Source organism: Brevundimonas diminuta, assembly GCF_039673845.1.
GTDB lineage: Bacteria > Pseudomonadota > Alphaproteobacteria > Caulobacterales > Caulobacteraceae > Brevundimonas > Brevundimonas diminuta_E.
On the sequence record NZ_JBDJMK010000004.1, the window covers coordinates 210,631 to 231,910 of the forward strand.

A 21,280-nucleotide genomic window follows, 5' to 3' on the forward strand; every position below is an offset into this window, starting at 1 on the left:
ACGTGCGAAGTGCGCCGCGCATATAGGCGAAAGGCCTGAAAAACACAAGCGGCCGAGCAAGATAGCCGCAACAGTCGCCGCGAGCCCGATGTCATCACGCGAGCCGACCTCCGGCCGGATCAGAAACTTCGGCCGTCCACGCGTTGCGCCGTCCAGTTCCACGGCTCGATATCAGTCAGCGTGCGGATATTGATCGCCGCCACCTCGCTTCCATCCGGTCCCACGCCGTAGCCGAACGGCTGCACCCCGCAGGTCTTGCAGAAGCGATGGTCGATCTTGTGCTGATTGAAGAAGTAGGACGTGGTTTCACTCTCCCCCTTCGTCAGTCGAAAAGCCGAGCGCGGCGCAAAGGCCAGAACGAACCCCTTGCGGTAGCAATGGGAGCAGTTGCATTCGAGCAGTCCGTCCAGACCGACATCAATCTCATAAGCCACCGCGCCGCAGTGGCAGGACCCGGCATGGGTCTTCACGCTCGTCTCGTTCATCAGGCGTCCTCCAGCATCACCACCCCCGGCGCCGATTTCAGCGCGCCGCGTAGCGCTGCATCCAGCCGGTATCGGCCGGGCAGTTTGATCTCGACCTCGGTGCGGCCGCCTAGCGTCGCCTGCAGCCAGACCTCGCCGCCCTTGCCCTGCGCCCGCGCCCGATCCAGCCGCGCCTTCAGCGCCTCGGCGTCCGCCGACTGGGCCGACAGGATCACCCGCAACCCGATCTGGGCGTCGTCCAGCAACACATCCATGCGGCTGGCGTCGTCGCCGAAGAAGCGCACCTCCCCGTCCGCCGCCTTGGCCCGCACCTTGACCAGAACCGAGGTCCCGACCTCCAGAACCTCCCGGCAACGCCGCAGCTGTTCAGGCGGGAACAGGCATTCAAACTCACCCGTCGGGTCCGAGAAGGTGACAAAGGCGAATTTCTCGCCGGTGCGGGCGCTGGCCCGCTCCTGACGGCGACGCACGACGCCGGCCATCTGAAAGGCTTCATGCCCCGCCTCAGCCAGGCCTTGCGCTTCGGCCACGAAGGTCACGCGCTTGCGTTTCAGCGCAGGCGTCAGTTCCTCCAGCGGATGGCCCGACAGGTAGAAGCCGACGGCGTAAAGTTCCTGATCCAGCTTGTCCGGCCCGGCCCACTGCTCGACGCTTTTCAGGCGCGGACGCGCCGCCGCGGCCTGATCGGCGCCGAACAGGCTGACCTGCGATGAGGCGCGTTCCGCCGCCACGCTCTGGCAATAGGCGATCAGCACATCGGCCTGTTCGAACAGTTGACGGCGGTTGGGGTGAATGCTGTCGAAGGCCCCTGCCCGCGCCAGACCTTCCAGCGCGCGCTTGTTCACCGCCTTGGGATCGACCCGCTCCAGAAAGTCGAAGATGTCGGCGAACGGCCCGCCCGTCTCGCGCACCTCGATGACGTGCTTCATCGCCTCAAGGCCCACGTTGCGGATGGCGCCCAGCGCATAGAGCACGCTGCCCTGCCCGTCCGCCCACGACACGTCGAAGTCAGCCGATGAGCGGTTGATATCCGGCGCCAGAACCGGAACCTCGAAACGGCGGCAGTCCTGATAGAAGACCGCCAGCTTGTCGGTGTTCGACAGATCAAGGCTCATGGAGGCGGCGAAGAACTCGACCGGGTGATTGGCCTTCAGCCAGCCCGTCTGGAACGAGATCAGCGCATAGGCCGCCGCGTGCGACTTGTTGAAGCCATAGCCCGCGAACTTTGCCACCAGGTCGAAGATGGAGCCGGACTGGCTTTCCGGCACGGACTTCTCGGATGCGCCCTTGATGAAGCGCGCCCGCTGGAAATCCATCTCCTCCTTCTTCTTCTTGCCCATGGCGCGGCGCAGCAGATCGGCCTCGCCCAGGCTGTAGCCCGCCAGGATCTGGGCGATCTTCATCACCTGTTCCTGATAGATGATGACGCCGTAGGTCTCGGTCAGCACCTCCTTCAGACTGGGGTGCAGGTAATCGACCTCAGCCCGGCCGAACTTCCGGTCGATATAGGTGTCGATCATCTCCATCGGCCCCGGCCGATAGAGAGAGATCAGGGCCGTAATTTCCTCGATCGAGCCGCAACGCATCTTGCGCAGGGTGTCTCGCATCCCCTGCGATTCCAGCTGGAACACCCCGACCGTCTGGCCCGACGCCATCAGTTCATAGGTCTTGGGATCATCCAGCGGCAGCAGGCCCCAGTCCTGAGCCGCGCCGCGCCGTTCCAGATAGCCCTTGGCCCGGTCCAGCACCGTCAGCGTCTTCAGGCCCAGGAAGTCGAACTTCACCAGTCCCGCCGGCTCGACCCACTTCATGTTGAACTGGCTGGCCGGAATGGTGGAGCGGGGATCCTGATACAGGGGCACCAGTTCCGTCAGCGGCCGGTCGCCGATGACGATGCCCGCAGCGTGGGTCGAGGCGTTGCGGTAAAGGCCCTCAAGCTCCAGCGCCGTCTCCAGCAGCGCCTTGACCGAAGCCTCGGCGTCGCGCGCCTCACGCAGGCGCGGCTCAAGATCGATGGCCTGAGCCAGGGTCACAGGGTTGGCGGGGTTGGCCGGAACCATCTTGGCCAGACGGTCCACCTGACCCAGCGGCATCTGCAGCACGCGGCCCACGTCGCGCAGCACGGCGCGCGCCTGCAGGGTGCCGAAGGTGATGATCTGAGCGACCCGGTCCTTGCCGTAGTGGTCCTGAACGTAGTCGATGACCTCTTCGCGCCGCTCCTGACAGAAGTCGATATCGAAGTCGGGCATCGACACGCGCTCGGGGTTCAGGAAGCGCTCGAACAGCAGGCCGAACCGCAAGGGGTCCAGATCGGTGATGGTCAGCGACCACGCCACCAGAGAACCCGCGCCCGACCCCCGCCCAGGCCCGACCGGGATGTCATGCAGCTTGGCCCATTTGATGAAGTCCGAAACGATCAGGAAGTAGCCGGGGAACCCCATCTGCTGGATGATCCCGACCTCCCATTCGAGGCGGTTCCAATAGTCTTCTTCCGGCGCATAGGCCTTGTTCTTTTCAAGCCGCGCCTTCAGCCCCTCGCGCGCCTGGTGCGCCAGTTCATCGGCCTCGGACCGGCCCGCGCCGGTGTCGAAACGCGGCAGGATCGGCTTGTGCGTATTGACCAGGAAGGCGCAGCGGCGCGCGATCTGGATCGTGTTGTCGCAGGCCTCTGGCAGGTCGGCGAACAGCTCGCGCATGGCTTCGGCCGACTTGAACCAGTGCTCGCCGGTGACGCGGCGGCGGTCTTCCTGACCCGTGAAGGCGCCATCGGAAATGCACAGCAGGGCGTCATGCGACTTCGCCTGAGCCGCCTTGGCGTAATAGACGTCATTGGTCGCGACCAGAGGCGTGTCGTTGGCGTAGGCCCATTCGACCAGTCCGCCTTCGGCCACCGTCTCGCTGGACAGACCGTGACGTTGCAACTCGACATAGAAGCGGTCGCCGAACACTCGCTTCATTTCGGTCAGGGCAGCGGCGGCTTCCGCAGGCTTTTTCTGCACGAACAGCGGGTCGACAGGCCCATCAGGACCGCCGGACAGCAGGATCAGCCCTTGGGACTTACCCACAACCTGTCCCCAGGGCACGCCCGGTTCCGCCATCTCGCCCGCGTCCAGATAGGCGGCGGACGACAGGGCGCACAGGTTCAGCCAGCCCTGCATGTTCTGGGCGATCAGGACAACCGTCGGCGTCTTGGCCCAGCGCTCGGCGACTTGACCGCCGATATCCAGCACCGGCAGGGCGCAGGCGACGATGGGTTGAACGCCCGCATCCTTTGTCGTCTGGCTGAATTCAAGGGCGCCGAACAGATTGGCGCGATCCGCCACCGCCACCGCCGGCATTCCAGCATCGGAGGCCATCTTGCCGATCTTGCCGGCCTTGATAGCGCCTTCCAGCAGCGAATAGGCGCTGCGGACCCGCAGGTGGACAAAGCCCTGACTGTTCACCGCATCCGCCAATCGAAAACTCCGCATCCGGCGCCGCTACAGACGGCGCATCGTCATCATGCAGGGAGTCGCGCCTCAGTGGGGCGCGGTCATGTCACCAGAAAGGCCGCCTGCCAGACCATCCAGACGAAGCCGCCGCAGGACGCAAGCGACAGCAGATCCCTCACCCAACGCGTCATAGGATTTATCCCCAGATCAAATGTTGCCCATTTGTTCTAGGTTGCCCGTTTGTTCTCGCCAACCTCAATTCGCGAGGAAGCCGAGCCGGGTCAGCGCCGAGGCCAGGGCGGCCGAATTAGGCGACTGGGTCTTGCGCAGCAGGCTGGCGCGAAAGAACTCGACCGTGCGCGGGCTGAGTTCCAGATTCTGGGCGATCTGCTTGGTGGTCAGCCCCTCGACCAGCATTTCCGCGACCTGCCGCTCCCGACGGGTAAAGGTCAGTTCCTCTCGCGGAGATGTGGCGGCCACCGCCTCCACGCCGCGTCGCAGGGCGCGCACCAGATCATCAATGGTGGCGGGCTTGGGCAGGACGTCGTCGACGCCCAGCCGCATGGCGTCGACGGTCATGCGCACGTCCACAAAGGCGCTGACGATGATGACCGCGTGCCGGTTCAGGGCGCAGAAGGCGGCCACAAGATCCAGCCCCTCGACTCCCGGCATCTTCAGGTCCGCGACGATGCAGGTCGGATCGGCGTCAGAGGCCCACATCAGGGCGTCCAGCGGCTCATGAAAACCGACCGCGGAAAAGCCCGCCTCGCGCACCGCCAGAAGCGTCAGCTCCAGCAGCGCCCGATCATCATCGATAATGGCGATGTCTGCGATGGCCCGTTCTGCCTTGTTCGTATTCTGATCATTTTGTCCGCCGACTGCACCATCAAGCATCATAGGGTTGAAAATACGCAAGCTTTCCCGCGAGAAAACCTCGTAGTCCCACGCAGTTGATCCGTCTTTCTGCATCGCCGAACGATATCCTGGTTACATTGTCGGGATATGGAGGCGCAACGTGCTGCAAAGCGCTGTTTTTCTGGCCCGTCCTCCCTCAGGTTTTCTGAACAGCGCACGCTGGCCCGCCCTGACCGACATGCGGCGCGATCAGGCGCGCGGCCTTGGGCTGGCAGGCGTCATGGTCGCCGTGGACGGGAGCATCGTCTACGCCATGGAAGGCGCGCCCGAGGCGCTGGATGACTTCGTGCGCCTGCTGGGCGTCAGCCCCTGTCAGTCGACAACGACTGAGGTTTGGCGCGAGACCGTGCGCTTCCGGTTCCAGCGAGTTCTGGCCCTGTCCCAGCCGGTCCTGAAGCCCGATGAAAGCGCGGCCCTGCAGCGCGCGCTCAATCCGCTTAGCCCGGCCTATGCGGATATTCCCGCGCTGCTGGGCTCCGCCGCCATGCGCTGGGCGATGCTGCCTTATCGGCTGCCGCTGAAGGCGACGACGCGGCTCATCGCGTCCTAATAGGCGTGACTTTCGGCCGCACGCTGTTCCAGATGGCCGTCCTTCAGGGCGAAGACCCGATCCATGTGGCCCGCCAGCTCCATATTGTGCGTGGCGATCAGGGCGGCGACGCCGGTCGTCTTGGCCAGTTCGCGCAGTGCCTCGAACACCGCCTGACTGGTGGCGGGATCGAGGTTGCCGGTCGGCTCGTCCGCCAGCAACAGGCGCGGGCTGTTGGCCAGGGCGCGGGCGATGGCGACGCGCTGCTGCTCGCCGCCTGACAACTGCGCAGGCTGGTGCGTGACCCGCTGGCCAAGGCCGAGCGCCGTCAGGGTTTCAGTCGCCCGCCGACGCGCCTCGTCCTCCCGCACGCCTGCGATGCGCATGGGCAGGGCGACATTGTCCAGAGCATCAAACTCCGGCAGCAAGTGATGGAATTGGTAGACAAAGCCGATGCGATGCAGGCGCAGACGCGTGCGGGCGCGTTCATCCAGACCGCCGACATCCTCGCCATCGATCAGCACCTGGCCGCTGGTCGGACGCTCCAGCAGGCCCGCCGCGTGCAGCAGGCTGGACTTGCCCGATCCGGATGGTCCGATCAGGCCGACGACCTCGCCCGGCATGACCTCCAGATCGACACCCTTCAGCACCGTCAGCCCGCCCTGAGCCGTCGGGTAGGTGCGCGTCACCCCGCGCAGCGACAGGATGGCGCCGTTGGTTTCAGCCGCGACGGCGGGTTTCTTCTTCAGCAGCCTATTCAAAGCGCAGGGCCTCCACCGGATCGATGCGCGACGCGTTCCACGACGGCGGCAGGCTGGCCAGGCAGCTCATGAAGAAGGAGAAGACCGCGACCCAGGTCACGTCCCACAGGTCCACCTTGGCCGGAACGGAATCCAGCATATAGACCTCGGCGTTGAACAGCTGGACGCCCAGCAGAGCCTCGAGGAAATGCTGGATCGCCCCGATGTTCCAGCAGAACAGCAGGCCCAGAACCAGACCGGCGATCGTGCCGCCGATGCCGATGGCGGCGCCCGACATGAAGAAGATACGCAGGATGGACGACTGGCTGGCGCCCACGGTGCGCAGGATGGCGATGTCGCGCGTCTTGTTCTTCACCAGCATGACGATGCCGCTGATGATGTTCATGGCGGCGATGGCGACCACCATGCCCAGGATGATGCTCATGGCCACGCGCTCGACCTTGAGCGCGCCCCAGATGGCGGCCTGACGGTTGCGCCAGTCACTGACGATGCTGCCCGGCCCGGCGGCGCGCTGGACGGGCGTCAGCAGGTTCTCGACCAGATCGGGCTCGGCGACCTTCATCTCGATGATGTCCCAGACGCCGTCCTTGCCGAAGAACAGTTGCGCCTGTTCCAGCGGCATGAAGATGAAGGCGCGATCATAGTCCGCCGCGCCCGAGGTGTAGACGCCGCCGACGATATAGGTCTTCTCCAGCCCGCCCAGATTGCCGAAGGCGCTGTCCGCGCCTGTGGGCGTATAGAGGGAGATCGGGTCGCCTTCACTCAGCCCCATCTCTGTCGCCAGTGTCTTGCCGATCAGGACATGGTCGCCGCCGTATTCCCCTTTGCCGAAAGCTGCGCGTGTCTCAGGGCTGAGGCTGTCGTGAACGAACTTCATCGACGCCAGATCCTGAGGGCGCACCCCGCGCACGATGCCGCCGGTGGCTGCGCCGCCTGCACGGAACATGGCCGGGTTTTCGACCAGCGGCGTCACCGCCACCACGCCCGGCACGTCGGCGATCCGCTTCAGCGCCGCGTCGCGGTCCGGCGCATAGAGCACCGGCCCCTGCACATACATATGGCCGTTGAACGACAGGATCCGGTCCATCAGCGTGCCGCGAAAGCCTGCCATGATGCTCATCACGCTGATCAGAACGGCGACGGCCAGCATGATGCCGATGAAGCTGATCATGGCGATCAGCGCCACCCCGCCCTGCTTGCGCTTGGCGCGCAGATAGCGGAGCGCCAGCCCGATCTCCCAGCTGGAAAAGGGGCCGGATCGCCGGGATGCGGGCGCCGAAGCCGTCGCAGCGTCGGTCATTTCGTGAGCAGCTCCAGGGCGGCGTCCAGCGACAGGCTCTGCTTCTCGCCGGTGGCGCGGCGCTTCAGTTCGACCACGCCCTCAGCCAGCCCCTTGGGACCGATGGTCAGCTGCCACGGCACGCCGATCAGATCGGCGGTGGCGAACTTGCCGCCCGGACGCTCGTCGGTGTCGTCATAGAGGACGTCCTTGCCCAGCGCTTCCAGCCTGGCCACAGCGTCTTCGCAGGCCGCCGAAACCGCCGCGTCATTGGCCCGCAGATTGATGACCGACACATCGAACGGCGCGACCGAATCCGGCCAGATGATGCCGCTGTCGTCGTGGCTGGCCTCGATGATGGCGCCCAGCAGGCGCGAGACGCCGACGCCATAGCTGCCCATGTGGACATCGGTGTCCTGACCGTCCGGCCCGGCGACGCGCGCCTTCATCGGCGCCGAATATTTCGTGCCGAAATAGAAGATGTGGCCGACCTCGATGCCGCGCGCCGACAGGCGGTCGCCTTCGGCCGTCTCGGACTCGAAACGGGACTGATCGTGCATTTCCTCGGTCGCGGCGTAGAGGGCCGTGCGCTCGGTGAAGACCTTGTCCAGTTGTTCGATGCTGAGGTCATGGCCCGGCGGCGTCATCTCGACCAGCTTGCGATCGCAGAAGACCTCGCTCTCGCCCGTCTCGGCCAGGACGATGAACTCGTGGCTCAGGTCGCCGCCGATCGGCCCGGTGTCGGCGCGCATCGGCACCGCCTTCAGGCCCAGACGCGAGAAGGTGTTCAGATAGGCCGCGAACATCCGCTTATAGGCGATCCGGGCCGAGGCCTCGTCCAGATCGAAGGAATAGGCGTCCTTCATCAGGAACTCGCGACCGCGCATGACGCCGAAGCGCGGGCGGCGCTCGTCGCGGAACTTCCACTGGATGTGGAAGAGGTTCAGCGGCAGGGATTTGTACGACTTCACATAGCCGCGGAAGATGTCGGTGATCATCTCCTCGTTCGTGGGACCGTACAGCAGTTCGCGCTCATGACGGTCGGTGATGCGCAGCATCTCCGGGCCATAGGCGTCGTAACGGCCTGACTCGCGCCACAGGTCCGCCAGTTGCAGCGTCGGCATCAGCAGTTCGACGGCGCCCGCCTTGGTCTGCTCCTCGCGGACGATGTTTTCGATCTTGCGCAGCACGCGCAGACCCAGCGGCAACCACGCATAGATGCCGGCGGCCTCCTGCTTGATCATGCCCGCGCGCAGCATCAGCTGATGCGACACGATCTGGGCGTCGGAGGGGGCTTCTTTCAGGATCGGCAGGAAGTAGCGCGACAGGCGCATGGTCGTAAGTCTCTGCAAAGTCAGTCAGGTCCGGGATTTAACCGGGCGAATGGCGCGAAATCTAGAGCGCGCCGGCGTGAGAAATGTGGGGAATCGGCATCCAGCCCAGCCACACCAGGGCGACGATCAGCACCCAGACCAGGGCCGAAACCCAGGTGGTGGTGATGAATTTCTTCTTCAGCTTCGGCTCAGTCGGCGCGCCCCACTGGGTGCCGTCGGTCGGCGGCTCCTTGACCTGTTCGGACATGCCCAGCGGCAGGATGGCGAACAGCACGATCCACCAGACAGTCAGATAGGTGGCGATCAGGGTAAATGGGCCAAGGGGCATCGACAAAAGTCCGTATATCGCTTTCTTCGTGCGGCGCCTTTGGTGAGGCGCCTCAGCAAGGACTCCCTGAATGCCACAGATTACGCTGGAACACTCCACCCATTTCGACGCGACCGACTGGCGCGCCCTGGCGCTGGAGATTCACCGGCTGTGCGTCGACACCGTCGGCGCGACCCTTCCCGCCTGCAAGACGCGCATCGTGCGCTGTGAAAACCTGATCATCGCCGATGGCAACCCGGCCCAGGCCATGGTCCACTGCGACCTGCGCATCCTGACCGGCCGCACACAGGAACAGAAGACCGCCCTGGGCGAAGCCGTGCAGGCCGCCCTGCTGGCCGGCGTATCCAGCTATGAGGGCCCCCGGCAGATTTCAGTCGAGATCGGCGCGCTGGATCGCGACAACTATCGCAAGGTCACGCTCTGACACCCTCTCCCGATGGGAGAGGGCTTGAGCCTCCAAGAGCGAAGCGATTGGAACAGGCGAAAGGGTGAGGGTCCCGCAGTCAGCCGTTTCCGCCACGGCTTACGCCGACATCCGCAGGGAACCCTCATCCGGCCCTTCGGGCCACCTTCTCCCATCGGGAGAAGGATTCTCTGCTTACGGATGCGGCCGCCCGATGCCGTAGCGCGCGGCCCAATACGGCAGGATGTCGTCATCCTGCAGGAAGCGCGCGCCCGTTTCCTCGCTGACCTGCGCGTCCGGCCAGTCGAACTCGCCGTCCAGCACCAGCAGGGGGCAGCTCTGGTTCGCCTCCCCCACCTCGGCGATCATGGCCGGGCGCGGGCGCGGGTGATCCAGATGGGTCACCGTCAGATGCTCGCGCAGGCGCGGATACAGCCCCAGCACGCCCTCGATCCGCGCGCCGGGCGGGCAGAACCACGGTCCGCCCTGATCGTCGAACCAGTCGGCGTTCAGAAGATACAGACGATCCGCCATCAGAGCCTCAACACCACGGTTTCCACGATCGGGCGACGATCCCAGATCTGCTGGCTGGCCTTCTTCAGGGTGCGACTGACGGCCTGTTCGATGACCATCTCGTCCTGCAGGGCCTCGCCCTTCAGGCCGCGCACCGTGTTCTCGACGCGCTCGGCCATGTCGTCCAGCACATCGCCCAGCGGACGGTTGGGATCACCCGGTAGGCCGATGCCGCGCACGTCGATATCGCTGGCGATCCGGCCGCGACGGTCCAGAGCGAAGCTGACGATCAGAATGCCGTTGTTGGCCGCGTGCTTGCGCTCACGCAGGGCCTCGCCCGCCTCTTCCACCAGCATGCCGCCGTCGACGAACAGACGGCCCGAGGGCACTTCGTCGATGATCTCGGCCCGACCGGGGGCCAGACGCACCATGTCGCCGTTGCGCGGCGTCACCGCCTCCGGCACCCCCATGGCCTGAGCCAGGGCGCCGTGCTCGATCAGGTGGCGACGCATCCCGTGGGTCGGCACTGCGATCTGCGGCCGCGCCCACTGATACATCTGCTTCAGTTCATCACGGCACGGGTGGCCCGAGACGTGGATGCCGGGGCGATCCTTCTCGGTGTAGATGCGGATGCCGCGCTCAGCCATCTTGTCCTGCAGACGCCCGATAGACAGTTCGTTGCCGGGAATGACGCGCGACGAGAAGATGCAGTGATCCCCCTCGCCCAGCTTGATGAACGGGTGGGTGCCTTCGGCCACGCGCGACAGGGCGGCGCGCGCCTCGCCCTGACTGCCGGTGCACAGATACAGTATCTCGTCCGCCGGCCAGACCTTGGCCTCCTGTTCGGACAGGAAGGGCTTGATGTCGTTCAACATGCCGACCGACTTGGCGGCGGCGGTGATGCGGTGCATCGAGCGACCAGCCAGCGCCACGCGGCGCCCGGCAGCCTCGGCGGCGCTGATGACGCTGTGCATCCGCGCGACGTTGGAGGCGAAACAGCCGACGGCGACCCGGCCCTTCAGGCCCTGGATCAGCTCGGCCAGCTTGACCTTCACATCGCCCTCGGAGCCGGCTACGCCGTCCACGAAGACGTTGGTGGAGTCGCACACCATCGCCAGGACGCCTTCGTCGCCCAGCTTCTGAATGAAGTCGACGTCGGTGCGCTCGCCCACGACCGGATCGTTGTCGATCTTCCAGTCGCCGGTGTGCAGCACCGTGCCCAACGGCGTCTTGATCGCCAGACCGTTCGGCTCGGCGATCGAGTGGGTGATGGTGACATAGGTCACCTCGAACGGGCCAAGGTTCACCGTCGAACCCAGCGGCGCCTCGACCAGTTCGACATCTTCATAGATGCCGGCGTCGCGCAGCTTCTCGCGGATCAGGAAGGCGGTGAAGGGCGTGGCGTACAGCGGCGCCTGAATGCGCGGCCACAGCCAGCCCAGGGCGCCGATATGGTCCTCGTGGGCGTGCGTCAGCACAATGCCCAGGATGTTCTCGCCTTCCAGAAAGGTCGGATCAGGCACGATAACGTCCACGCCTGGCGTGGACTGGTCGCCGAAGGTCACGCCGACATCGACGATGATCCATTTGCGGTCATGCGCCGGGCCGAAGCCATAGGCGTTCAGGTTCATGCCGACCTCGTTCGAGCCGCCCAGCGGCAGGAAGACGAGTTCGTCGTTTTGATTTTGCTTTTTCATACGGCCTTACAGATGGGAGTTCCGCCGCCATATTTCGAGTAGGCCGCGGATGGTCAGGTCCGGATCAAACCGGTCGATAGAGTCGGTTGCGCCCTCGAACAGGGAGGCGACGCCGCCGGTGCCGATGACCGTCATGGGCTTGCCCCACTCGGCCTTGATACGGTCCACCAGCCCTTCGATCAGGGCGATATAGCCCCAGAAGACGCCCGATTGCATGGAGGTCACGGTGTCGCGCCCGATCACGGTGTCGGGGCGCTGGATGGCGATGCGCGGCAGCTTGGCCGCCGCCTCGTGCAGCGCCTGAAGCGACAGATTGATGCCCGGCGCGATCAGGCCGCCTTCAAAGGCGCCCCCGCCCTGCCCGTTCGCGCCGGACACGATGTCAAAGGTGGTCGCCGTGCCGCTGTCGATCAGCAGCAGGTCGCCCTCATAGACCTGAAGCGCGCCGATGGCGTTGACCAGACGGTCGGCCCCGGCCTCGCTGGGTTTATGGATGCGGACCTCTATGCCCAGCTCGACGTTCTCGCCGATCACCAGAGGTTCGACGTTCAGATAGCGCCGCGCCAGATTGCGCAGGTTGAAGATCGACTGCGGCACCACGCTGGAGATGATGCAGCCGTCCATGTCGCTCATGGTCAGCCCATGCCCGCGCATCTCGAACAGCTGATGCAGCCAGACGGCGTATTCATCCGCCGTGCGCATGGGATCGGTGGCGGTGCGCCACTGGAATATCCACTCCTGACCGTCATGGACGGCGAACAGGGTGTTGGTGTTGCCTTGCTCGATCGCCAGCAGCATCAGGCGGCCTCTCCGAAGAAGACGTCGCCCGCCGAGATCACTCGCAGGCTGCCGTCCGGCAGTTTCAGACGCAGGGCGCCGTCGGCCTCGACGCCGTCGGCGATCCCGCTCAGGGTTTCATGGCTCAGCCGCGCCGTGCAGGGGCCGAACAGGCCCGGCGTGCGCGCGACCCAGGCGTCCAGCACGGGCTGAAAGCCCAACTGCGTCCAGCGTTCCAGCCAGGCGTCAAAGGTTTCGGCCAGCGCCTTCGCCCCCTCCTCCATCGACGGCGAGGCGGCCACGTCGTGACGCAGATGCTCGGCCATACAGGTGGTCGGGCGCTCGGTCCCTTCGGGCGCGTGGGACAGGTTCACGCCGATGCCGACGGCCAGCCACAGGCCGCCGGACGGCGCCGGGCCGGACTCGATCAGGATGCCCGACGACTTGCGCCCGTCCAGCAGGACATCATTGGGCCATTTGATGCTGACCAGCGCGGGCGGAACATAGCGGTCCAGCAGATCGGCCACCGCCAGCGCGGCGGCGAAAGTCAGTTGCGCCGCCTCGGCCGGAGTGCGGTTCAGCGTCAGCAGCAGAGTCGTGGCCAGATTGCCGTCCCGGCTGTCCCAGGCGCGGCCGCGACGACCGCGCCCGGCGGTTTGACGCCGGGCCGCGATCCACAGCGGCCCGGCCTCGCCCGCCTCGGCGCGACGGCGCGCCTCGGCGTTGGTGGAGTCGGTCTCTTCGAGGATCAGGACCGGAGCCGCCAAGGCCCCTTATCCGATCCCGACGCCCGCGGCCGCCGCGCGCGTCAGCGGCTCCAGCCAGGTCAGGGCGATCAGCAGCACGGGGAAGCTGAAGGCCGCAGCCGCCCAGCCGATCCACTGCGCGCCGGCCGGCGCCTTGTCGGTCGTCACGTCGAACTCAGGCGTGTCGAACCACATCACCTTGATGATGCGCAGGTAGTAGAAGGCCGCAACGACCGAGGCCACCAGACCCGCGACGCCCGCCATCCAGTAGCCCGCATCGGCGGCGGCGCCGAAGACGTAGAACTTGCCCCAGAAGCCCGACATCGGCGGAATGCCGACAGCCGACAGCGACAGGATCGTCAGGGCGACAGCCGTCACCGGGCGGTCCTTCTTCAGACCGGCCAGATCGGCGATCTTGCGGATCGGACGACCATTGCGGCTCAGCGACAGCAGGATGGCGAAGAAGCCGATCTGGTCCACGACATACAGGGTCATGAACATCAGGGTCGCCTGAACGCCGACCTGCGTGCCCGCCGCCACGCCCAGCAGGGCGTAGCCGATGTTGATGATGGACGAATAGGCCAGCAGGCGCTGGATGTCCTTCTGCATCAGTCCGCCGAAGGCGCCGACCGCAAAGCTGATCAGCGAGATCAGGATCAGCACCTGCGCCCACTGGTCATGGGCCAGACCGAAGCCTTCGACCAGCACGCGGATGATCAGGACCATGGCCGCCACCTTGGGCGCGGTCGAGAACAGGGCCACGACCGGCGTCGGGGCGCCTTCATAGACGTCGGGCGTCCACATGTGGAACGGCGCGGCCGAAACCTTGAACGCCAGACCGCAGATCAGGAAGACCAGGCCGAAGATCAGGCCCGGACCGGGGTTGCCGCTGGCGAAGGCGGCGATGTCCTCGAACCGCATCGAACCGGCGAAACCGTAGATCAAGCTGGCGCCGTACAGCAGCAGACCCGACGACAGGGCGCCCAGAACGAAATACTTCAGACCGGCTTCAGAGGCCTTCAGGTCGTCGCGGCGATAGGCGGCCAGGACGTAGAGGGCCAGCGAGTGCATCTCGATGCCGATGTAGAGCGAGATCAGATCGCCCGACGACGCCATCATGCCCATGCCGACCGAGGCCAGCACGATCAGGATCGGATATTCGAACTTGGCGATGTTGTTGCGATGCATCCAGCCGTCGCCCAGCACCACGGCCACGGCGGCGGACAGGAAGATCACCGCCTTGCCGTAGACGGCCAGCGGATCGGCCACATAGGCCCCGTTGAAGGCGGCGCCCAGCGGGCCGACGGCGGCCAGAGCCGTCGCCGCCAGCAGCAGCAGCACCGACAGGCCCGAAACCAGACGCGTCGACTTCTCCCCGGCGAAGGCGCCGAGCATGAGCAGCACCAGCCCGCCGACCGCAAGGGTCAGTTCCGGAGCCGAGAGATGAAGGGCGGAAGACAGATCAGTCATTATGCTCTCACCCGCCGATGGCTGCGCGATAGGCGGTCGTCAGGGCCTCAACCGTCGGCCCGGTGTAATCCAGAACGGCGTTGGGATAGAGGCCCAGCCAGATGGTGCCGACGATCAGGGGCACGAAGATCAGCAGTTCGCGCTTGTCGATGTCGGTGATGTCTTCCAGCGCCGGATTGGTGATCGGGCCATACATGACGTTGCGGAACAGCGTCAGTGCATAGACCGCCGAGAAGATCACGCCCGAGGCCGCAATCAGGGCCGTCCAGGTCGAGACCTGATAGGCGCCCGTCATCGTCAGCACTTCGCCGATGAAGCCCGAGGTACCCGGCAGGCCGACGTTGGCCATAGTGAACATCAGGAAGATGGCCGCGTACCAGGGCATCCGCGCCGTCAGACCGCCGTAGAAGGCGATCTCACGGGTATGCATCCGGTCATAGACCACGCCGACGCACAGGAAGAGCGCGCCCGAGATCAGGCCGTGGCTCAGCATCTGGAAGACAGCGCCCTGCACGCCCGCCTCATTGCCCGCGAAGATACCCATGGTCACAAAGCCCATGTGGGCGACCGACGAATAGGCGATCAGCTTCTTGATGTCGGTCTGACGGAAGGCGACCAGCGAGGTGTAGACGATGGCGATCACCGACAGCGTCAGCACCAGAGGTGTGAACATCTGCGACGCCTGCGGGAACATCGGAATGTTGAACAGGATGAAGCCGTAGCCGCCCAGCTTCAGCAGGATGCCGGCCAGGATGACCGAACCGGCCGTCGGCGCCTGAACGTGGGCGTCCGGCAGCCAGGTATGCACCGGCCACATCGGCATCTTCACCGCGAAGGAGGCGAAGAAGGCCAGCCACAGCAGCGGCTGCACCGCCGGGTCGAAGGCGTACTGCTTCAGTTCCGGAATGCTGGTGGTGCCCGTCTCATGGGCCATCCACAGCATGGCCAGCAGCATCAGGACCGAGCCCAGCAGGGTGTACAGGAAGAACTTGTACGCCGCGTAGATGCGGTTGGCGCCGCCCCAGATGCCGATGATCAGATACATCGGCACCAGGGTGCCTTCGAAGAAGATGTAGAAGAGGAACAGGTCCAGCGAGGTGAACACCCCGATGACCATGGTCTCCAGGATCAGGAAGGCGATCATGTATTCGACGACGCGCGTCTCGATCGTCTTCCAGCTGGCCACGATGCAGATCGGCAGCAGGAAGGCCGTCAGCAGGACGAACAGGATCGAAACCCCGTCCACGCCCAGATGATAGGCCGCGCCCGCGAACCAGGCGTGGTTCTCGACGAACTGATAGGCCGGGTTCGACGGATCGAACTGCGCGACCAGCAGGACGGACACGGCCAGCACCACCATGGTGGTGATCAGGGCGATCCAGCGAGCGGCCGGGGCCGCGGCGTCCTGACCGTCCTTGTTCATCAGGCGCGCGATCAGGATCGCGGCCGCGCCCAGAAGCGGCAGGAAGGTGACGATGCTCAGAATGTGAGGCACGAGGCTCAGGCTCCCCACGTGAAGATGGCGAAGGCAAGGAACGCAGCCACGCCGATCAGCATCACGAATGCATAGAAGTAGACGAAACCGGACTGGAACCGGGACAACCAGCCGCCCGACTTCAGCGAAGCCCAGGCCGCGCCGTTCGGGCCCAGACCGTCGATGATCTTCACGTCGCCGATCTTCCAGAAGAAGTCGCCAAGCGCCTTGGTCCCCTTCACGAAGGTGGCGTCATACAGTTCGTCGACGAACCACTTGTTGTAGAGGAAGGTCCACAGCGGGCCCTTGCGGTCGGCCATCTCCTTGGCCGCACCTTCCTTCACGACATACAGCCACCAGGCGATGAACGTGCCCAGCAGCGTCACGATCAGCGGCGCCCACTTCACCCAGGTCGGGACGTTGTGGCTTTCGTGCAGGACGTGGTTCTCACCGCTGACGAAGATGGCGCCGCGCCAGAACTCGGCCTCATGATGGCCGATGAAGTGCGGGGCGAAGACCATGCCCGCGAACACCGCGCCGACCGACAGCAGCAGCAGCGGCAGAACCATGACCAGCGGGCTCTCGTGCGGCTTCAGCGGACCGTGGTGATCGTCGTGCGCGTGATCGTCATGGGCGTCATGAGCGTGGGCGTCCGCATGATGGGCGCTCTCCTCTTCCTTCCACACCGGCTTGTTGTGGAAGGTCATGAAGATCAGGCGCCACGAATAATAGGCCGTCAGCAGGGCCGCCGAGATGCCGATGACGAAGGCGAACATGCCCGCGGCCGAGTGGCCGGTCGACGCCGCCGCCCAGGCGCTCTCGAGGATGGAGTCCTTGGAGTAGAAGCCGGCGAAGCCGCCGACGCCGGGCATGCCCAGGCCGGTGATGGCGATCGTGCCGATCATCATGGTCGCATAGGTGACGGGCAGCAGCTTCCACAGGCCGCCCATCTTCCGCATGTCCTGCTCGTGGTGCATGCCGTGGATCACCGAACCGGCGCCCAAGAACAGCAGGGCCTTGAAGAAGGCGTGCGTGAACAGGTGGAACATGGCGGGCTGGTAAGCGCCGACGCCCGCCGCAAAGAACATATAGCCCAGCTGCGAACAGGTCGAATAGGCGATCACCCGCTTGATGTCGTTCTGCATCATGCCGACCGTCGCGGCGAAGATGGCCGTGACGCCGCCGATGATGGCGATGAACTGCGACGCGACGGGCGCGTGCTCATACAGGGGCGACAGCAGGCAGACCATATAGACGCCGGCGGTGACCATGGTGGCCGCGTGGATCAGGGCCGACACCGGCGTCGGGCCTTCCATCGCGTCCGGCAGCCAGGTGTGCAGGAAGAACTGCGCCGACTTGCCCATGGCGCCGATGAACAGCAGCAGACCGGCCAGATCCAGCGCCGACCAGGTGTGGCCCAGGAATTCCCAGCCCGTCCCGGCCTTGCCCGCGATCAGCGGGAACAGCTTGGCGAACTCGATCGTGCCGAACATCCAGAACACGGTCATCATGCCGAGCAGGAAGCCGAAGTCGCCGACGCGGTTGACCACGAAGGCCTTGATCGAGGCGGCGGTGGCCGAGGGCTTCTTGAACCAGAAACCGATCAACAGATAGGACGCCAGACCCACGCCTTCCCAGCCGAAGAACATCTGCAGGAAGTCGGCCGCCGTCACTAGCGCCAGCATCATGAAGGTGAACAGCGACAGATAGGCGAAGAAGCGAGGACGGCTGTCGTCCTCCTTCATATAGCCCCAGGAATAGAGGTGAACCAGCGAGGACACCGACGTCACCACGATCAGCATGGTGGCCGACATGGCGTCGACGCGGATCGACCAGTTCGACTGGAAATCGCCGACGTGGATGAACGGCGCCAGGCGCACGGTGAAGGCTTCCAGCCCGCCCCAGGTCCACTGGCCGAACACGATCCACGAGATCGCGCACGAGAAGAACAGCAGGCCCGTCGTAACGCCCTGAGACGGAATGTCGCCGATCCGGCGACCGAAGAAGCCGGCGATCATGGCCCCCAGCAGGGGGGCGAAGACGCCGAGAGTGACGAGAGTCTGGATAGTCACGGTTCCGATCAGCCCTTCATCACGGAGGCGTCGTCGACCGCGATGTCGCCGCGGTTACGGAAGAAGGTCACGAGAATGGCCAGGCCGACAGCGGCCTCGGCCGCGGCGACGGTCAGGACGAACATGGCCATCAGCTGACCCGAAACATCGTTCAGGTGGGTCGAGAAGGCCACGAAGTTGATGTTCACCGCGAGCAGGATCATCTCGACCGACATCAGGATGATGATGACGTTCTTGCGGTTCACGAAGATGCCGAAGACGCCGATAGTGAACAGCATGGCGGCGACCGCCAGATAATGCTGGAGCGAGATATCCATTACAGAAGCTCCTCGGGGGTGACGCCCTGGCCCGTGGTCACGGACTTGATCTCGACGGCCTTGGCGCGTTCGCGGTTGGCCTGTGCGGCCAGGTCCTGACGATGCACGCCCGGACGGTGACGCAGGGTCAGGACAATGGCGCCGATCATGGCGATCAGCAGGACCACGCCCGCCGCCTGGAAGAAGTAGACGTAGTCCGTATAGAGCACGCGACCGATCGTCTCGATGTTGGTGACGTCAGGCCCGGCCGGAACCGGCGAAGTCGCGTCGCGGGCGGCCCCGCCCTGAACGACCGTGATCGACACCATGATCATCTCGGCCAGCAGAACGCCCGCCACGATGCCCGCCAGCGGCAGGTAGCGCGCGTATCCTTCGCGCAGCTTCACGAAGTCGACGTCCAGCATCATGACGACGAACAGGAACAGCACCGCCACGGCGCCGACGTAGACGACGACCAGCAGCATCGCCAGGAACTCGGCGCTCAGCAGAACGAACAGACCGGCTGCCGAAAAGAAGGTCAGGATCAGCCAGAGAACGGAGTGCACGGGATTGCGCGCGGTCACCACCAGCAGGGCGGAAACCACGGCGACCGTCGCCAGAAGATAGAAGGCCAGGCCTTGCAACATGTGCGGGACGACGCCCCTCTTCAAAACCAATGGCCCAAGGGGAAACCCCGGACCCTTCCAAAATCGGCCCCGGCCCGAAGGTCAGGGTCAGCGTGGCGGAATCGCCGCTCCGTTTAGCGATACGGAGCGTCGAGTTCCAGATTCTTCGCGATCAGACGCTCCCAGCGGTCGCCGTTGTCCAGCAGGCGCGCCTTGTCATAGAGCAGTTCTTCGCGCGTCTCGGTGGCGAACTCGCTGTTCGGTCCCTCGACGATGGCGTCCACCGGGCAGGCCTCCTGGCACAGGCCGCAGTAGATGCATTTGACCATGTCGATGTCGTAGCGCGTCGTACGGCGGCTGCCGTCGGCGCGCGGTTCGGCCTCGATGGTGATGGCCTGGGCGGGGCAGATGGCCTCGCACAGCTTGCAGGCGATGCAGCGTTCTTCGCCGTTCGGATAGCGGCGCAGCGCGTGTTCGCCGCGGAAACGCGGCGACTGCGGGTTGCGCTCGAACGGATAGTTCACCGTGGCCTTGGGCTTGGCCATGTACTTCAGCGACAGGCCGACAGCGCCGAACACGTCGGTCAGCATCGCGCCCTTGGCCGCCTGAACGATACGGGTCAGCATTACGATTTCACTCCGGCGCACTCGCGTTGATAGCGGGCGCTTTCCTTGTCGAGGGTCTGGCACAGGCGCTGGCGTTCCGCCTCGCGCCGTTCAACTTCCTGCACCTTGCGCTCCCACTGATAGACAGACACGGGGTCAGCCTCATAGGGCGCGCACGCCGACACCAGCATGGGCGTAGTCAGGGCGAACATCATGACGGCGATCTTGCACTTCATCCGCTGATCCGGCGATCGCAGCCGTCTCTGCTGAAGCGCGGATCGTCCCGCGACATACGCTGGCAATAGGCCAGCCTGTTCGACTCTTCTTCCCGCTGCCGGTCCAGCCGCTCCAGACGCGCGGAGGCCGTCTCCGGCCCGACCGGATCCATCGGCTTGAAGCTGCAGGCCGACAGACCGGCGACCAGCGCCAGCGCGATCAGGGATGTCGCCCGAACGCCCATCATGCCCCCACCGCAAACACGCGCCACGCCGCCACGAAAACCACGGCCACCAGCGAGGCGGGCAGGAAGATCTTCCAGCCCAGACGCATCAGCTGGTCATAGCGGTAACGCGGCACAAAGGCCTTCACCAGGGCGATCATGAAGAACCAGCCGACCACCTTGATGATGAACACCAGCAGGTAGAACAGGTTGGCGACGAAGGCCGGGACGCTGTTCAGGAAGTCGGTCGGGAAGCCCGGATTCCACCCGCCGCAGAACAGCAGGGTGATCATGGCGCACATGAAGACGATGTTGGCGTATTCGCCGATCATGAACAGCAGATAGGGGGTCGACGAATATTCGACCTGATAACCGGCCACCAGCTCCGATTCCGCTTCGGGAAGGTCGAACGGCGGGCGGTTCGTCTCGGCCAGCGCCGAGATGAAGAAGACCACGGTCATCGGCAGCATGACGATGATGGTCGGCAGGGTCTCAAGGCCGCCGCCGAAGGCGTTCCAGTTCCAGATCCAGCCGGACTGCTGGGTCACGATCTGCGTCAGGTTCATCGTCCCCGACAGCAGGATGACGTTGATGATGATGAGGCCCATCGAGACTTCATAGGACACCATCTGCGCCGCCGAACGCAGCGCGCCCAGGAACGGATACTTCGAGTTCGAAGCCCAGCCGCCCATGATGATGCCGTAAACGCCCAGCGAGCTGATCGCCAGAATATACAGGATGCCGACGTTCAGGTCCGCGACCACCCAGCCCGGTGCGAACGGGATCGCCGCCCACGCCACGAAGGCCAGCACGAAGCTGATCAGCGGGGCCAGGATGAAGACCACCTTGTCCGACCCGGCGGGGATGACGATCTCCTTCAGCACGAACTTGAAGAAGTCGGCGAAGGATTGCAGCAGGCCGAAGGGGCCGACCACGTTCGGACCCTTGCGCAGCTGAACGCCCGCCCAGATCTTGCGGTCGGCCAGCAGCAGGAAGGCCAGGGAGATCAGGATACCGACCACCACCAGCAGGATCCCGCCGACCGTGGCGAGGGTCCAACCCAGAGGCGTGGTCCAGAAGGAAGTCGCAGCGTCCATGAT

The 21,280-nt window shown here is 65.0% G+C and carries 22 protein-coding genes; 2 read left to right on the forward strand and 20 right to left on the reverse strand.

Annotated features, from left to right (window positions below; genetic code table 11):
- Positions 1–119 precede the first annotated feature (119 nt).
- From ABE454_RS05980 to ABE454_RS05990, 3 genes are all read right to left on the reverse strand, one after another.
- Positions 120–485 carry a GFA family protein gene (locus ABE454_RS05980; protein ID WP_346529997.1) on the reverse strand — a complete coding sequence of 122 codons (366 nt, stop codon included), beginning with the start codon at positions 483–485 and terminating at the stop codon, positions 120–122.
- Positions 485–3,940: a DNA polymerase III subunit alpha gene (gene dnaE, locus ABE454_RS05985; protein ID WP_346530000.1), complete on the reverse strand. Its 3,456-nt coding sequence runs from the start codon at positions 3,938–3,940 to the stop codon at positions 485–487. The genes ABE454_RS05980 and dnaE overlap by 1 nt, the downstream gene beginning before the upstream one ends.
- A gap of 231 nt (positions 3,941–4,171) precedes the next feature.
- A complete protein-coding gene (locus tag ABE454_RS05990; protein WP_346530002.1) occupies positions 4,172–4,831 on the reverse strand; it encodes a response regulator transcription factor in 660 nt (219 codons plus the stop codon).
- Positions 4,832–4,931: 100 nt separating this feature from the next.
- Here ABE454_RS05990 and ABE454_RS05995 point away from each other — a divergent pair, with 100 nt between their 5' ends.
- Positions 4,932–5,381 carry a hypothetical protein gene (locus ABE454_RS05995; RefSeq protein WP_346530004.1) on the forward strand — a complete coding sequence of 150 codons (450 nt, stop codon included), beginning with the start codon at positions 4,932–4,934 and terminating at the stop codon, positions 5,379–5,381.
- On the opposite strand, the gene ABE454_RS06000 is transcribed toward ABE454_RS05995, so the two are convergent.
- The 4 genes from ABE454_RS06000 to ABE454_RS06015 form a co-directional block, all read right to left on the reverse strand.
- On the reverse strand, positions 5,378–6,121 hold the full coding sequence (locus ABE454_RS06000; RefSeq protein ID WP_346530006.1) for an ABC transporter ATP-binding protein: 744 nt from the start codon (positions 6,119–6,121) through the stop codon (positions 5,378–5,380). The two genes, ABE454_RS05995 and ABE454_RS06000, sit on opposite strands and share 4 nt — an antisense overlap.
- Positions 6,114–7,421: a lipoprotein-releasing ABC transporter permease subunit gene (locus ABE454_RS06005; protein WP_346530008.1), complete on the reverse strand. Its 1,308-nt coding sequence runs from the start codon at positions 7,419–7,421 to the stop codon at positions 6,114–6,116. The genes ABE454_RS06000 and ABE454_RS06005 overlap by 8 nt, the downstream gene beginning before the upstream one ends.
- A complete protein-coding gene (gene proS / locus ABE454_RS06010; protein WP_346530010.1) occupies positions 7,418–8,734 on the reverse strand; it encodes a proline--tRNA ligase in 1,317 nt (438 codons plus the stop codon). Before proS ends, ABE454_RS06005 begins: the two co-directional genes overlap by 4 nt.
- Before the next feature lie 61 nt (positions 8,735–8,795).
- Complete coding sequence (locus ABE454_RS06015) at positions 8,796–9,062, reverse strand: DUF1467 family protein (RefSeq protein WP_346530013.1); 267 nt, start codon at positions 9,060–9,062, stop codon at positions 8,796–8,798.
- A gap of 70 nt (positions 9,063–9,132) precedes the next feature.
- Here ABE454_RS06015 and ABE454_RS06020 point away from each other — a divergent pair, with 70 nt between their 5' ends.
- Positions 9,133–9,486, forward strand: a complete 354-nt coding sequence (locus tag ABE454_RS06020) for a 5-carboxymethyl-2-hydroxymuconate Delta-isomerase (protein ID WP_346530015.1) — start codon at positions 9,133–9,135, stop codon at positions 9,484–9,486.
- Between the two features lie 174 nt (positions 9,487–9,660).
- Here ABE454_RS06020 and ABE454_RS06025 read toward each other — a convergent pair whose 3' ends face one another.
- The 13 genes from ABE454_RS06025 to nuoH all read right to left on the reverse strand — a co-directional run bounded on the left by ABE454_RS06025 (position 9,661) and on the right by nuoH (position 21,277).
- Positions 9,661–9,999: a DUF3088 family protein gene (locus ABE454_RS06025; protein WP_346530018.1), complete on the reverse strand. Its 339-nt coding sequence runs from the start codon at positions 9,997–9,999 to the stop codon at positions 9,661–9,663.
- Entirely contained in the window at positions 9,999–11,675 is a 1,677-nt protein-coding gene (locus ABE454_RS06030) for a ribonuclease J (RefSeq protein ID WP_346530021.1), read from the reverse strand. Before ABE454_RS06030 ends, ABE454_RS06025 begins: the two co-directional genes overlap by 1 nt.
- 6 nt (positions 11,676–11,681) lie before the next feature.
- A complete protein-coding gene (locus tag ABE454_RS06035) occupies positions 11,682–12,476 on the reverse strand; it encodes a type III pantothenate kinase (protein WP_346530139.1) in 795 nt (264 codons plus the stop codon).
- Complete coding sequence (locus ABE454_RS06040; RefSeq protein ID WP_346530023.1) at positions 12,473–13,219, reverse strand: biotin--[acetyl-CoA-carboxylase] ligase; 747 nt, start codon at positions 13,217–13,219, stop codon at positions 12,473–12,475. Before ABE454_RS06040 ends, ABE454_RS06035 begins: the two co-directional genes overlap by 4 nt.
- 6 nt (positions 13,220–13,225) lie before the next feature.
- Positions 13,226–14,668 carry an NADH-quinone oxidoreductase subunit NuoN gene (gene nuoN, locus ABE454_RS06045; RefSeq protein ID WP_346530025.1) on the reverse strand — a complete coding sequence of 481 codons (1,443 nt, stop codon included), beginning with the start codon at positions 14,666–14,668 and terminating at the stop codon, positions 13,226–13,228.
- A gap of 7 nt (positions 14,669–14,675) precedes the next feature.
- Positions 14,676–16,163, reverse strand: coding sequence for an NADH-quinone oxidoreductase subunit M (locus tag ABE454_RS06050; RefSeq protein ID WP_346530028.1), 1,488 nt, complete (start codon positions 16,161–16,163; stop codon positions 14,676–14,678).
- Positions 16,164–16,168: 5 nt separating this feature from the next.
- Positions 16,169–18,208, reverse strand: a complete 2,040-nt coding sequence (nuoL, locus tag ABE454_RS06055; RefSeq protein ID WP_346530141.1) for an NADH-quinone oxidoreductase subunit L — start codon at positions 18,206–18,208, stop codon at positions 16,169–16,171.
- A 14-nt stretch (positions 18,209–18,222) separates the two neighbouring features.
- Entirely contained in the window at positions 18,223–18,531 is a 309-nt protein-coding gene (nuoK, locus tag ABE454_RS06060) for an NADH-quinone oxidoreductase subunit NuoK (RefSeq protein ID WP_003164596.1), read from the reverse strand.
- Entirely contained in the window at positions 18,531–19,157 is a 627-nt protein-coding gene (locus ABE454_RS06065) for an NADH-quinone oxidoreductase subunit J (protein ID WP_040345165.1), read from the reverse strand. The genes nuoK and ABE454_RS06065 overlap by 1 nt, the downstream gene beginning before the upstream one ends.
- 113 nt (positions 19,158–19,270) lie before the next feature.
- Positions 19,271–19,762 carry an NADH-quinone oxidoreductase subunit NuoI gene (gene nuoI, locus ABE454_RS06070; RefSeq protein ID WP_003170180.1) on the reverse strand — a complete coding sequence of 164 codons (492 nt, stop codon included), beginning with the start codon at positions 19,760–19,762 and terminating at the stop codon, positions 19,271–19,273.
- Complete coding sequence (locus ABE454_RS06075; protein ID WP_346530032.1) at positions 19,762–19,977, reverse strand: hypothetical protein; 216 nt, start codon at positions 19,975–19,977, stop codon at positions 19,762–19,764. Before ABE454_RS06075 ends, nuoI begins: the two co-directional genes overlap by 1 nt.
- On the reverse strand, positions 19,974–20,204 hold the full coding sequence (locus ABE454_RS06080) for a hypothetical protein (protein WP_346530035.1): 231 nt from the start codon (positions 20,202–20,204) through the stop codon (positions 19,974–19,976). Before ABE454_RS06080 ends, ABE454_RS06075 begins: the two co-directional genes overlap by 4 nt.
- A complete protein-coding gene (gene nuoH, locus ABE454_RS06085) occupies positions 20,201–21,277 on the reverse strand; it encodes an NADH-quinone oxidoreductase subunit NuoH (RefSeq protein ID WP_346530037.1) in 1,077 nt (358 codons plus the stop codon). Before nuoH ends, ABE454_RS06080 begins: the two co-directional genes overlap by 4 nt.
- Positions 21,278–21,280 lie beyond the last annotated feature (3 nt).

Bases quoted from the DNA above. Each gene is read 5' to 3' on its own strand.
- ABE454_RS05980 (WP_346529997.1), bottom strand. From the start codon at position 485: ATGAACGAGACGAGCGTGAAGACCCATGCCGGGTCCTGCCACTGCGGC.
- ABE454_RS06005 (WP_346530008.1), bottom strand. From the start codon at position 7,421: ATGACCGACGCTGCGACGGCTTCGGCGCCCGCATCCCGGCGATCCGGC.
- proS (WP_346530010.1), bottom strand. From the start codon at position 8,734: ATGCGCCTGTCGCGCTACTTCCTGCCGATCCTGAAAGAAGCCCCCTCC.
- ABE454_RS06015 (WP_346530013.1), bottom strand. From the start codon at position 9,062: ATGCCCCTTGGCCCATTTACCCTGATCGCCACCTATCTGACTGTCTGG.
- ABE454_RS06020 (WP_346530015.1), top strand. From the start codon at position 9,133: ATGCCACAGATTACGCTGGAACACTCCACCCATTTCGACGCGACCGAC.
- ABE454_RS06025 (WP_346530018.1), bottom strand. From the start codon at position 9,999: ATGGCGGATCGTCTGTATCTTCTGAACGCCGACTGGTTCGACGATCAG.
- ABE454_RS06030 (WP_346530021.1), bottom strand. From the start codon at position 11,675: ATGAAAAAGCAAAATCAAAACGACGAACTCGTCTTCCTGCCGCTGGGC.
- nuoN (WP_346530025.1), bottom strand. From the start codon at position 14,668: ATGACTGATCTGTCTTCCGCCCTTCATCTCTCGGCTCCGGAACTGACC.
- nuoK (WP_003164596.1), bottom strand. From the start codon at position 18,531: ATGGATATCTCGCTCCAGCATTATCTGGCGGTCGCCGCCATGCTGTTC.
- ABE454_RS06065 (WP_040345165.1), bottom strand. From the start codon at position 19,157: ATGTTGCAAGGCCTGGCCTTCTATCTTCTGGCGACGGTCGCCGTGGTT.
- nuoI (WP_003170180.1), bottom strand. From the start codon at position 19,762: ATGCTGACCCGTATCGTTCAGGCGGCCAAGGGCGCGATGCTGACCGAC.
- ABE454_RS06075 (WP_346530032.1), bottom strand. From the start codon at position 19,977: ATGAAGTGCAAGATCGCCGTCATGATGTTCGCCCTGACTACGCCCATG.
- ABE454_RS06080 (WP_346530035.1), bottom strand. From the start codon at position 20,204: ATGATGGGCGTTCGGGCGACATCCCTGATCGCGCTGGCGCTGGTCGCC.
- nuoH (WP_346530037.1), bottom strand. From the start codon at position 21,277: ATGGACGCTGCGACTTCCTTCTGGACCACGCCTCTGGGTTGGACCCTC.